This window comes from Variovorax sp. EBFNA2, from assembly GCF_033802765.1.
GTDB lineage: Bacteria > Pseudomonadota > Gammaproteobacteria > Burkholderiales > Burkholderiaceae_C > Variovorax > Variovorax paradoxus_H.
Map to the genome: position 1 here is coordinate 1,710,368 of NZ_CP138496.1, position 12,132 is coordinate 1,722,499.

A 12,132-nucleotide genomic window follows, 5' to 3' on the forward strand; every position below is an offset into this window, starting at 1 on the left:
AGTTTCAATACTTCCCATTTGGTAAGTACCTTACTTTATCGTCGGTACTTGACCCTATGGGAGTGTAATTCCTACGATGCAGGCGTCATCAACCACTGCATCGGATTGTCATGAGCAACAAGAAGGAAGTTTCGGTTCTCGGCCTGGGCGCGATGGGCGTCGTCATCGCGCGGCTCTTTCTCGACCAGGGCTACAAGGTCACGCTGTGGAACCGCTCGGCCGACAAGGCCGACGCGCTCGTCGCCCGCGGCGCCGTGCTGGCACGCAGCGCGGCCGAGGCATTGCGCGCGAGCCGCATGGCCGTGATGTGCGTGTACGACTACCGCGCCGCCGACGCGATCTTCGCGATGGACGGCGTGGCGGCCGCCATGGACGGCCGCCTGCTCGCGCAGCTCACCACCGGCAGCCCGAAGGACGCGCGCGAGGCCGAAGCCTGGGCGCACCGCCACGGCGCGGCGTACCTCGAAGGCGCGATCCAGGCCGCACCGGACCAGATGGGCCGGCCCGACACGCCGCTGCTGGTGTCGGGCGCGCAGGCCGTGTTTGCCGAGGCCGAGCCCTTCTTGAAGGTGCTGGCCGGCGGCATCGTCTACCTGGGTGAGAAGGCCAGCGCGGCCGCGGCGATGGACCTCTCCACGCTTTCCAGCATCTACGGCACCATGCTCGGCTTCTTGCACGGCGCACGCATTGCCGAGCATGAAGGCTTCGACGTGGCGGAGTACGGCCGTATCGTGGCCGGCATCATGCCGACCTTCGCGGGCTTTCTTGAGCACGAGGGCGCGGTCATCCAGTCGGGCGACTTCGCGATCACGCAGAGCCCGATGCGCATTTCGGTCGAGGCCACGCAGCGCATCCTGCAGACCGCGCAAGAAGCGGGCATCAACACCGAGTTCCCGACCTTCGCCGCGGGCCTGTTCCGGCGCGCCGATGCGGCGGGGCTTGGCGGCGAGGAACTCGCGGCGCTGATCAAGCTGCTGCGGCACTAGGCCTTGCCGGCGCGGCGGGGCCCGTCGGCATCGGGCATCGGGCATCGGCGTGGGGGCCGGCGACGCAGCGGTTTTCATGAAGGCTTCCTGAAGCAGGGCGAAGGGGCGTGGCAGATACTTCGGCCACTTCCCGGAACTCCCGGAACCGGCGTGTTCGCCTGGAATCCTTCCCATGAATCTTTTGCTTGTTGAGGACGACCTTGACCTTGGAAACGGCGTGCGCATCGCGCTCGCCAACCAGGGCATGGACGTGGTGTGGGTCCGCCGGCTCGACGACGCCTTGCGCACCCTCGACAACGGCGCCTTCGACATGGTGCTGCTCGACCTGGGCCTGCCCGACGGCGACGGGCTCGACCTGCTGCTGCGCCTGCGCCGCACCCGCCAGATCTTGCCGGTGCTGGTGCTGAGCGCGCGCGATGCGCTCAACGACCGTCTGCGCAGCCTGGACGACGGTGCCGACGACTACCTCGTGAAGCCCTTTGCGCTGGCCGAATTGCTGTCGCGCGTGCGGGCTTTGGCGCGGCGCAGCTACGGCTTCAACGACGAGACCATCCGCATGCGCGGCCTGGCGCTGCACGAACCCACGCGCGGCGTGATCGTCGACGGCGATCCGGTCGAGCTGTCGCGCTGCGAGTTCGACCTGCTCGCGCTGCTGCTCAAGCGCACGGGTCGCGTGGTCACGCGCCGCGTGATGGAAGAACAGGTGCTGCCGGGCGGCCAGGCCAACGGCAGCAACTCGCTCGAAGTGCACATCTCCAACCTGCGCAAGAAGATCGGGCAGGGCTACATCCGCACGGTGCGCGGCATCGGCTACGTGATCGACACGCAGTCGCTGGTGCGGAGCCCGTCGAAATGATGCGCCAGCTGGCGCGGCGCTGGAAGAACTGGAACCAGCCGTCGCTGATGCGCCGCCTGCTGGTGGCGCAGATGACCGTGGTCGCGCTGCTCTGGACCTCGGCCGTGGGCCTGCTGCTGTACGACTCGTACAGGGACCCCGGGCTGCTGAGGTTCACCACCATCTTCAATGCCGCGATGTCCATCGCGCAGACGCTGGAGGACCGACCCGAGCAGCAACGCAAGGCGCTCGAAGCCTTCGACACCGCGCTCATCGAAGCGCTCAGCGACGGCGACGAACAAACCGAAGCCTTGGGGGTGATGCAGGTGTGGCAGCACGGCAAGCTGATCTACAACTCGCGCGCCAATGTGCCCGTGCTGCTGAATTCGGCGCCCGACCGCAACGAGACCCTGCTTGCGGGCGGGCGCGAGTGGCGCGCGCGCACGGTGGTCTCGCCCATCGCCGACACCCGCGTGGTGCTGGCCGAACCCAGCGTGTGGCGGTTGGCCGTCACCGTGCTGTCGCGCGGCTACTACCTGCTGCCGCTGGTGATCAGCCTGCCGTTTCTCATCTTTCCCGCGTGGCTGTCGGTGCGGCTGGCGCTGCGGCCGTGGCGCCAGGTGAGCCGCGAAACCGCCGAGCGCGGCCCCGACGACCTGACGCCGCTGTCGTACATGCCGCCGCACAAGGAACTCAAGCCGCTGGTGCAGAGCATCAACAGCCTGCTGCTGCGGGTGCGCGACAGCACCACGCGCGAGCGCAGCCTCATCGCCGATGCGGCGCACGAGCTGCGCACGCCGCTGGCGGCCATGCGCGTGAACGTCGAGGCGATGAAAGAGCAGAGCACCGACGAGGGCCAGCGCGAGCTCATGGCCAACCTGCTGCGCAGCAACGATCGCGCGGCGCGGCTGGTGGGGCAGCTGCTGCAGCTCATGCGCAGCGACGCGGTGGCCACCAACGCGCTGCCCGTGATGCTGTCGCTCGACGGGCTGGTGCAGGACCGGCTGGCCATGATCGAGGGCCTGGCGCGATCACGCGGCGTGGAACTCGAACTCGTGTGCGACGACGCCGTGCCGGTGCTCGGCGAGCGCGAGAGCCTGGTCTCGATGATCGACAACCTGATCGACAACGCCATCAAGTACAGCCCCTGCGGCGCCACCGTGACGGTGCAGGTGGCGCGCGACGGCGCCCAGGCGCTGCTGACCGTGGCCGACACCGGACCGGGCATTCCGCCCGCGCTGCGCGAACGCGTGTTCGACCGCTTCTTCCGCAACCCCGACCAGACGCAAAGCGGCAGCGGGCTGGGCCTGGCCATCGTCAAGTCGGTGGTCGACCGGCATGGCGGCAACGTCGTGCTCGACGAGGCGCTGGGCGGGGGCTTGCGGGCCAGGGTGCGGCTGCCGCTGGCGCAGGCCGACGTGCCGCAGCCCTTGCTGGTGAGCGCCTGAGCCCGGGGGAAAGGCCCCGGCCGGGCCTGTTCCGGGGCAACGATTTACACTAGCCGGCTCCCCCGGCGCTCGTCTACAGGACACTTTCACCAATGAAGTGGGTCATTCTTGCCATCTTCGTGCTCAGCGCACTCTACGTTCACTTCCGCGGCCAGGTCCGGCACAAGTTCTTCAGACAGCTCTCTGATCACTCGACCTTCCTGGCGCCGCTGAACGTCTTCATGTACCTTTTCTCGAAGGTGCCCGGTACGCCGTACCTGTCGCCCGCCGAGTTCCCCGAGATGCGCATCCTCGAGGAAAACTGGGAAGTGATCCGCGAAGAAGCGCTCGCCATGCGCAACGGCGGCAGCATCAAGGCCTCGAGCCAGTTCAACGACGTGGGCTTCAACTCCTTCTTCAAGAGCGGCTGGAAGCGCTTCTACCTGAAGTGGTACGACGAGGCGCACCCCTCGGCCGCCGTGCTGTGCCCGCGCACCACCGAGCTGCTCAAAGGCATCGGCACCATCAAGGCCGCGATGTTCGCCGAGCTGCCCCCGGGCAGCCGCCTCGTGCGCCACCGCGACCCGTTTGCGGGCTCACTGCGCTACCACCTGGGCCTGTGGACGCCGGGCGTCGAGGGCTGCTACATCGACGTGGACGGCCAGCGCTACCACTGGCGCGACGGCGAGGCCGTGGTGTTTGACGAAACCTACATCCACTACGCCGAGAACACCACCGACCACGACCGCGTGATTCTGTTCTGCGACATCGAGCGCCCGCTGAAGTACCGCTGGGCCAGCGTCGTGAACCGCTGGTTCGCGAAGAACCTGCTGGCCGCTGCCGCGTCGCCCAACGACGCAGGCGACAAGACGGGCGGCCTGAACCGCGCCTTCAAGTACATCTACCAGATCCGCGTGGTCGGCAAGCGCCTGAAGGCCTGGGACAAGCGCGCTTACTACCTCGTGAAGTGGACGATCTTCGGCGGCCTCGCCCTCTGGATCTTCTGGTAACCGACGGCGCTCACGCCTCGGCCAGCACCAGCCGCGTACGCGGTGTGCGACGCCAGCACACCACACCCGCCAGCAGCACACCACCAAGCACGTCGAGCAGCACGTGCTGGCGCGTGGCCAGCGTCGAATAGACGATCCCCACGGCCCACAGCCCGTTCACCCACAGCGTCCACGCGGGCGCCTGCACGCTGCGCAGCTGGCGGCCGAGCCACACGGCCGCGAACACGGCGAAGGCCACATGCAGCGACGGGAAGGCATTGCCGCCCGCATCGGCGCTCTTGAGGAACTGCAGCGCCGGGTACTGCGACCAGTCGATCGCAAAGCTCGGCACCACCGTCGGAAAACACCAGAACACCGCCAGCCCGATGGCCGCCATGAGCGCGGCCCCGCGGGCGCAGGCCCACAGCTCGGCCTTGTTCTTTGTGAAGGCCGGTGCCAATGAGATGTAGACCCACAGCGAGCTGTAGAGCAGCATCGCGTCGTCGCTCACGCCGACCCAGTGGTCGATGGCCGTGAGCGGCATCACCGTCGGCGCGGAAGGCGGGTGGTGCATCACCCAGAAGTACAGGACGAAGAAACCCGAGATGCCGAGCGTGGTGCCGATCATCTTCACGACCCACAGCGTGGCGAACCGCTGCCCCAGCGCCAGGTGCCAGGGCGTGACGGGAAGGGCGGCGGAGTTCGGGCGGAGGGGCGTCACCGAGGCGCTTTCAGGAGAGGGAAGCGCCACAGCGTAGGCGCCTGCATTGCGTGAACATTGCGTTTCCCCGTGTGGGGGCTCTCTAGAATCATCCGCCTGTCCCGTCCCTTGTCGATCCCCCCCAATGAGAATCCTGCTTGTCGAAGACGAAGCCGACCTGGCGCAGGCGCTCGCGTCGGCGCTGCGCCAGAACCAGGCGGTGGTCGATGTGGCGAGCTCGCTGCGCGCGGCCGAGGAGGCCGCGCTCGGCGCGCCCTACGACGTGGTCGTGCTCGACCGCGGGTTGCCCGACGGCGACGGCCTCTCGCTCGTCTCATTCTTGAGCCAGAACCACATCGCCTGCGCCGTGCTTGTGCTCACCGCCATGACCGACGTGGCCGAGCGCGTGCTGAGCCTCGACGGCGGCGCCGACGACTACCTGGCCAAGCCCTTCTCGATGGACGAGCTGCTGGCGCGCGTGCGCGCACTGGCGCGGCGCCCCGCGGTGCGCGCCAACTTCATCATGACGCTGGGGCAGCTGCGCTTCGACCACCACACGCGCCAGGCCCACGTCGGCGAGGCCTGCCTCACGCTGCCGCGTCGCGAGCTGCTCGTGCTCGAGACCTTGCTCGAACACCGTGGCCGCACCGTGCTGCGCGAGGCCTTGCAAGACCGCGTGTACGGCCACAAGGACGACATCCAGTCGAACGCGCTCGACACGCATGTCTCGCGCCTGCGCTCCAAGCTCGACAAGGCCGGCGCGCAGGTCGAGATCCATGCGATCCGCGGCGTGGGCTACCTCATGTGTGCGCCGTCGTTCGCATGAGCGCAGCGCCGGGCCGCTCCAAGCAAGCTCGCACCGCCGTGCGAAGCACGAAGGCATTCCGATGAGCCTCAGCCTGCTTTCGCTGCGCTGGCGGCTGATTTGGAGCCTCATCCTCTTGCAGGTCGTGGTCGGCCTGCTGGTGATGGGCGGCTTCCTCTGGCTGGCCTGGGCGCTGGGCCGCGTGGTCGACGAGAACGGCCAGGAGACGGTGGCATCGATCCAGCGCGCCCTGACGCGCGACGCCGCCGGCCACCTGGTGGCCGAGCCCACGAGCGCGCTGGAGCGGCTGCAGAAGGCCGATCCGCAGTTCTGGTTCATCGTGCGCGACAGCCACGGCGCGCAGCTGCGCCACGGCGAGGTGCCGCCCGCTTACCTGCGGCTGCTCGGTGCGCTCGACGGCACCGACCGCATGGCCATCGACCCCGAGGCCGACGGCACGCGGCCCAAGGCCCGTTTCGAACGCGTCGAATCGCGCGCGGGCCCCGTGGCCGTCATGGCGCAGACCGGCGGCCCGCTCACGCTGGAGAACACGCTCAAGGGCACCGGCATCGCCTTCCTTTTCCTGGTGGCGCCGATGGCGCTCGTGACCTGCCTGGGCGTGATCCTGGCGACGCCCTTCGTGGTGAAGCGCGGCCTGAAGGGCGTCGTGGCCACGGCGGAGCACGCCGAAGGCATCGACGTGCACGAGCGCACCACGCGCCTGCCGCTGGCCAACGTGGCAAGCGAGATCCGCCCGCTGGTCAATGCGGTCAACCGCGCCTTCGACCGGCTCAACGAAGGCTACGACCGGCAGGAGCGCTTTCTCGCCGATGCCGCGCACGAGCTGCGCACGCCGATCACCACGCTGCAGATCCATCTCGAAGGCCTGCCGAACGATCCGCTGAAGATGAAGCTGATGCAGGCCTCGGCGCGGCTCGCCACGCTGGCCGAGCAGCTGCTCGACCTTCAGCGGCTCGACCACGGCCTGTCGCTGGACCAGCAGGTCGAACTGAAGTCGCTCTGCGAGCGCGTGGCGGCCGACATCGCGCCGCTGGCGATCCGCAGCCGCTGCACGCTGTCGGTCGATGCGCCGCAGCCGCTCACGGTGCGCGGCGATGCGCCCTCGCTCGAACGCGCGCTCACCAACCTGATCCAGAACGCCATCGAGCACGGCGGGCCGGGCTGCGACATCCAGGTGCGGCTGTGCGAGCCCTCATGCATCGAGGTGCGCGACTCGGGCCCCGGCATTCCCGAGGCCGACCGCGAGCGCGTGGTGGCGCCGTTTCACCGGCTCGTGCCGCGCGGCCGCGGCGCCGGGCTGGGCCTGCACCTCGTGGCCGAGGTGGCGCGGCTGCACCGTGGCCAGCTGAGCATCGGGTCGAGCGAATCGGGCGGCGCGAAGATGCGGCTCGAGCTGATGAATCTTGAGGCGTGAAGAAGATGCGCTTGTCATGAACGCCATCGACCGGCTGCCTGAACCCACGAACCTTGTTGGCGCGCAAGCGCTTATTGCGCGCGTGCAGGCGATGCTCGATGCCGAGGGGCTCGCGATGCGAGCGCCGCCGCCGGAGCCGACCACCTGCTGCGGGCGCGGGTGCAACGGGTGCGTGTGGGAAGGGTGGCTGGCGGCTGTGGCCTATTGGCGGGATGAGGCGTCGCTGTTGCTGGGTTGAGGAGGCGTCTCGTCGGTCGCGGAAACCGACGGAGCTGAGTCAGGTCTCATGTCGCTGTAGGGCGCTGGAATCTCCAGCGCTTGCGCGCCCGGCAGGCGTCGGACACAGAATTGGTTTGCCACAAGGTAGCGCGCCACGGCGCTGCGCAGATCGGTTGATTCGTACAGCGACTCGGTCCACCAGCGTTCGGTGAACATCACCTTGTAGGCGGGACCTTCTTTCAGCAGATAGAGGGTGCTGTCGCCGCCGACTCGCGCGGTCTTGATCTGGCCTTCGTACCAACGGGTGGCCATCGCGTGGTCCACGAGCGCTTCAATGTCGACCGTGAACACCGCCCGATACTCCTCCGGCGTGAAGTCGTCGAAGGACGTCGTGCCGTCTTCCCCGTTGTACGCCGTTCGAACCAGAGCCCACACCTCACTGTCCAGCAGGGCATCAAGCTGCGTCAGGCGATCCGGCTGCTGCACGATCCGATAGGGCGTGATCGAGGGCGGCGTGGCGAGGCTGGTGACGTGGAACGGCTCGGTACCCGGTTCCTGGCTGGCGGACAACGTCAGAAACCAGCGCTCCTGTGCCGCGCGCGGCGTGTTGCGCGATACCGTCACGGTGCTTGCATAGTGCACATGGGGTTCGCCTGTGCCGGTGAGCGTCGATGGAACGCAGTCGGCGGGGTCCGCGTCCCAACCCAGATTCCCCACCCACCAACTGCCATCCTCCTTGTCGTTCACCCTCTGGACGACCAGGCGAGCGAAGATCTGGGGCGGTGGCTCCGCGGGTTGATCGCCTACCGACGCTGGCACCGTGGCATCCACGCGAAAGGCCAATGGCTCGCCGATGCGAAAGCGCTCGTCGCGACCGACATCGATCGCGTTCAGCGCTTGGCGCGGCGGCGCCGATGTTCGGAAAAAGCCGTAGGCGCCCGCCAGGGTCATCACAGTGAAGATCGGAAACACCGGCAGCCCCACCAGCAGCCACAGCAGGTTCCAGCCGCCCTCCAGCGACCAGCGCAGTGCGTCGAAACCGAAGGCCGCAAAGAAGGCCAGCACCGCCAGCGCGACCAACGATCCCAGCCAGTCGGTGATGCTGGTTCGCTGCGGGGCATCTGAAGGCGGCGGCGCCGGAGACGTCCACGACGTGTCGTGCCGCTGCACGATGCGCGGCAGGCCGATCACGCGCGGATCGGGCAGCGGCGTCCAGAAGCTGTCGTCCTGCGCGGCCAGCGCGATCGTGCGAACGCCATCGCTGTGTTCAATCTGCAGCGAGGCCTGCGCGACGCCGTCGTGCACCGTGTCCTCGAAGCGCAGCGGCCGCGCATCAAACACGCGGTGGTAGCGGCGCTGCTCGACGTCGACGATCAGCGTGTCCGCACCCGCCGATGCCGCATGAAAGCGCTCGTCGGAAGACACAAGCCCTTCGGACAGCGGCAGCGCCAGAACCCGTGCGAGGACGTCAAGGTAAGAGTGGGGATCAGACATGCGTCCGACCCCTGACCGGCGATCCGCGCCGCGCGAACAGGCGGTGCGGCCCCACTAGCGCGATTCCCAGAACCCCCGGTGCGTCGCGATCATCTCCTCGGCCACCTCGGGCACCGGGCCGATCACCTCGACCGGCTTCTGCCCGCGCGCGAAGACCTCGCGGCAGGGCAGGCTCAGCGTCGGGTTCTCGGGGTGGTCGCCGGTGAGCGCGAGCAGCGCGGATTCTTCCGCGCCGTACACGATGCGCCCGATGTTGGCCCAGTAGCTCGTGCCCGCGCACATGGCGCAGGGCTCGAAGGTGGTCACCAGCGTGCACTGCCACAGGTACGCGGCCGGCCAGTTCTGCGCCGCGTGGCGCGCGAGCGTGGCCTCCGCGTGGTGCACCGTGTCGATGTTGCCCTGCTCGGCGAGGATGGTCTCGCCGTCGGGCGCGACGAGCACGGCGCCGAAGGGGTGGCGGCCCATGGCCATGGCGCGTCGCGCCACGGCGTCGGCGCGACGCAGCGCGCGGGTGATCTGTTCGGGAGTCATGCCCCCATTATTTATTGGTTCTGCGAGCCGCGATGCGCCCAGCCGGTGGTGTGCTTCTCGATGAGGCTGAAGAGTTCGTACATGACCATCGCCATCGCGCCCACCACCATCAGGCCCGCGAAGGCCAGGCCCATCTGCATGGCCGAGCCGGCCGAGATCAGCAGGTAGCCGATGCCCTCGTTGGCGGCCGTCATCTCCGACACCGTGGTGCCGACGAAAGCCAGCGTGATCGCCACCTTCAGCGAACCGAAGAAGTAGGGCATGGAGCGCGGCAGGCCGATCTTGATGAGCACGTCCCAGCGCTTGGCGCCCAGCACGCGCAGCACGTCTTCCAGCTCAGGCTCGAGCGTGGCCAGGCCGGTTGCGATGTTCACCATGATCGGGAAGAAGCTGATCAGGAACGCCGTGAGAATCGCCGGCCCGATGCCGATGCCGAACCACACGACCAGAATCGGGACGAAGGCCGCCTTGGGCAGCGCGTTGAAGGCCGTCATGAGCGGGTAGATCGCCGCATAGGCCAGCCGCGAGCTGCCGATCACGAAGCCCATGAGCACGCCCACCACGATCGCCAGGCCGAAGCCCGCCATCGTGACCCAGTAGGTGCGCCACGCGTGGCCCGCGATGATGGCCTTGAACTCCCAGAACTGCTCCCAGATGCGCAACGGGCTCGGAAAGATGAAGTCCGACACGCCGAAGCCCGCGCAGATCACCTGCCACAGCAGGAGCACCGCCACGAGCAGCAGCCAGGGCGACCAGCGTTCGAGTTGTTTGCTGTTGTTCATTGCCGCGTCCTCAGTGCGTGGCCGCCGCAGCGGAGGTGGCGGCGTTGCCGCGAATGGCGCCGATGTGGCTGCGCAACTCAAGCACGATGTCGGTGAACTCCTTGGTGTAGGTCAGCTCCAGCTCGCGCGGGCGCGGAAGGTCGATCTCGCGCTTCACCACGAAGCGCCCGGGGCTCTTGCTCATCACGTACACCGTGTCGGCCAGGAACACCGATTCGCGCAGGTCGTGCGTGACCAGGATCACGTTGAACTGCTGCTCGGTCCAGAGGTCGCGCAGGATGCACCACAGCTCCTCGCGCGTGAACGCGTCGAGTGCGCCGAAGGGCTCGTCGAGCAGCAGCATCTTGGGCTCGTGGATGAGCGCGCGGCAGATGCTCGCGCGCTGCTGCATGCCGCCCGAGAGCTGCCACGGAAACTTGTCCTCGTAGCCGCCCAGGCCCACCTTCTGCAGCAGGCGGCGGGCGCGTTCGACGTACTCCTTGCGTTTCGCCTTGAAGTTCGAGCGGTAGGGCTCGACGATTTCCAGCGGCAGCAGCACGTTGTCGACCGTGGTGCGCCACGGCAGCAGCGAGGGCGCCTGGAAGGCCATGCCGGAAATCTTCAGCGGCCCGGTCACGGGCTGGCCGTCGATGCGGATCTTGCCCATCGAGGGCATCTTCAGCCCCGTGGTGAGCTTCATGAAGGTCGACTTGCCGCAGCCCGAGGGGCCGACGATGGCGATGAACTCGCCGCGCGTCACCTTCAGGTCGATGGCCTCGACCGCGAAGTGGTTGGCGCGCAGCAGCTCTTCGTTGTAGGCGAGCCAGACGTCCTGGAAATCGACGAAGGGGGCGGCTGCGTCGGGTGCCGTTGCGCCGGCCGCCATCACTTGCGCAGGATTCCGCTGAGCTCGGCCGCGGGCGGGAGCATGGCCGCGGTCCACACGGCGTCGGGGCTCACGCGCGTCTTGGTGTTGAAGGCGTCGGACACCTGCGAGGCCATGAGCGACATGCGGCCCGCGTTGACGGCGCCGAAGCCCTCGGTGCGCGCGTCGGCGCTGTTGATGACGGTGTCGATGGCCAGCTGCAGGCGGCGGGTCTCGAGCTTGCTGTCGATGATGCCGTCGCGCGCCTTCACCGACTCGATGGCCACTGCCGGGTTGGCGATGACCTCCTTGGCGCCCTTGGCGAAGGCCGAGAGGAACTTCTTCACCGCCGCGGGGTTGTCCTTGAGCAGCTTGGGCGAGGCGATGATGACGTTGCCGTACAGCTTCACGCCGTAGTCGGGGTAGGGCAGGACGACCACGTCGGACGCCTTGGCGCCGCGCGCTTCAAGGTTGAGCAGCGAGGTGAAGGTGAAGCCCGTGATGGCGTCGATGTCGCCGCGCACCAGCATGGTCTCGCGCAGCGTCGGGTCCATGGCGGTCCAGTTCACGGCGCCGACGTTGTTGGCCTTGGCAAAGATCGGGAACGCACGGCGGCCGGCGTCGAACACCGGGGCGCCGAGCTTCTTGCCGGCAAGGTCGGCCGGCTTGGTGATGCCGCTCTTCTTGAGCGCCATGACCGAGGCCGGCGTGTTGTTGTAGACCATCATCACCGCGACCGGCTTGTTCGGGCTGTCGGGGTTGTTGGCGTGGAACTCCATCAGCGCCGCGAGGTCGGCAAAGCCCATGTCGTAGGCGCCCGAGGCCACGCGCGTCACGGTGCCGCCCGAGCCGTTGCCGGCGTCGATGGTCACGTCCAGGCCGGCGGCCTTGAAGTAGCCCTTGGCCGCCGGATGCAGGAACAGCGCGGCCGGTCCTTCGAAACGCCAGTCGAGCTGGAACTTGATCGGCGTCGGGCTCTGGGCAAAGGCCGAAGACAGGCCAAAGCTGAGGGCCGAGGCGGCGAGGAAGGACTGGAGCAGGTGACGCTTGTTCATGAAGGTTCCGAAATGTGAATGCTTCGGCAT

At 67.9% G+C, this 12,132-nt stretch carries 13 protein-coding genes; 7 read left to right on the forward strand and 6 right to left on the reverse strand.

Annotated features, from left to right (window positions below; all coding sequences use genetic code 11):
- Positions 1-110: 110 nt before the first annotated feature.
- From RZE79_RS07850 to lpxO, 4 genes are all read left to right on the forward strand, one after another.
- Positions 111-986 (forward strand): NAD(P)-binding domain-containing protein, encoded by an 876-nt coding sequence (locus RZE79_RS07850; RefSeq protein ID WP_319359706.1) that lies wholly within the window; start codon positions 111-113, stop codon positions 984-986.
- Positions 987-1,158: 172 nt separating this feature from the next.
- The gene (locus RZE79_RS07855; protein ID WP_101489285.1) at positions 1,159-1,842 is read left to right on the forward strand and encodes a response regulator; all 684 of its coding nucleotides are present in this window, start codon (positions 1,159-1,161) and stop codon (positions 1,840-1,842) included.
- Positions 1,839-3,269, forward strand: coding sequence for an ATP-binding protein (locus tag RZE79_RS07860; RefSeq protein ID WP_319359707.1), 1,431 nt, complete (start codon positions 1,839-1,841; stop codon positions 3,267-3,269). The genes RZE79_RS07855 and RZE79_RS07860 overlap by 4 nt, the downstream gene beginning before the upstream one ends.
- Positions 3,270-3,361: 92 nt before the next feature.
- Positions 3,362-4,258, forward strand: coding sequence for a lipid A hydroxylase LpxO (gene lpxO, locus RZE79_RS07865; RefSeq protein ID WP_153285562.1), 897 nt, complete (start codon positions 3,362-3,364; stop codon positions 4,256-4,258).
- Between the two features lie 10 nt (positions 4,259-4,268).
- Here lpxO and RZE79_RS07870 read toward each other — a convergent pair whose 3' ends face one another.
- Complete coding sequence (locus tag RZE79_RS07870) at positions 4,269-4,958, reverse strand: phosphatase PAP2 family protein (protein WP_319359710.1); 690 nt, start codon at positions 4,956-4,958, stop codon at positions 4,269-4,271.
- Between the two features lie 124 nt (positions 4,959-5,082).
- Here RZE79_RS07870 and RZE79_RS07875 point away from each other — a divergent pair, with 124 nt between their 5' ends.
- From RZE79_RS07875 to RZE79_RS07885, 3 genes are all read left to right on the forward strand, one after another.
- A complete protein-coding gene (locus tag RZE79_RS07875) occupies positions 5,083-5,763 on the forward strand; it encodes a response regulator transcription factor (RefSeq protein ID WP_153285561.1) in 681 nt (226 codons plus the stop codon).
- A gap of 61 nt (positions 5,764-5,824) precedes the next feature.
- A complete protein-coding gene (locus RZE79_RS07880) occupies positions 5,825-7,177 on the forward strand; it encodes a HAMP domain-containing sensor histidine kinase (RefSeq protein WP_319359712.1) in 1,353 nt (450 codons plus the stop codon).
- A 16-nt stretch (positions 7,178-7,193) separates the two neighbouring features.
- A complete protein-coding gene (locus RZE79_RS07885; protein ID WP_319359713.1) occupies positions 7,194-7,415 on the forward strand; it encodes an oxidoreductase-like domain-containing protein in 222 nt (73 codons plus the stop codon).
- Here the strand turns inward: RZE79_RS07885 and RZE79_RS07890 are convergent.
- Genes RZE79_RS07890 through RZE79_RS07910 form a run of 5 tightly spaced genes read right to left on the reverse strand, consistent with a single transcriptional unit; the run spans position 7,379 to position 12,102 of the window.
- Entirely contained in the window at positions 7,379-8,890 is a 1,512-nt protein-coding gene (locus RZE79_RS07890; protein ID WP_319359714.1) for a hypothetical protein, read from the reverse strand. The two genes, RZE79_RS07885 and RZE79_RS07890, sit on opposite strands and share 37 nt — an antisense overlap.
- 54 nt (positions 8,891-8,944) lie before the next feature.
- Positions 8,945-9,421, reverse strand: a complete 477-nt coding sequence (locus RZE79_RS07895) for a nucleoside deaminase (protein WP_153285557.1) — start codon at positions 9,419-9,421, stop codon at positions 8,945-8,947.
- An 11-nt stretch (positions 9,422-9,432) separates the two neighbouring features.
- Positions 9,433-10,203, reverse strand: coding sequence for an ABC transporter permease (locus tag RZE79_RS07900; protein WP_153285556.1), 771 nt, complete (start codon positions 10,201-10,203; stop codon positions 9,433-9,435).
- A 10-nt stretch (positions 10,204-10,213) separates the two neighbouring features.
- A complete protein-coding gene (locus tag RZE79_RS07905) occupies positions 10,214-11,068 on the reverse strand; it encodes an ABC transporter ATP-binding protein (RefSeq protein ID WP_153285555.1) in 855 nt (284 codons plus the stop codon).
- On the reverse strand, positions 11,068-12,102 hold the full coding sequence (locus tag RZE79_RS07910; protein WP_319359717.1) for an ABC transporter substrate-binding protein: 1,035 nt from the start codon (positions 12,100-12,102) through the stop codon (positions 11,068-11,070). The genes RZE79_RS07905 and RZE79_RS07910 overlap by 1 nt, the downstream gene beginning before the upstream one ends.
- Positions 12,103-12,132: the final 30 nt, after the last annotated feature.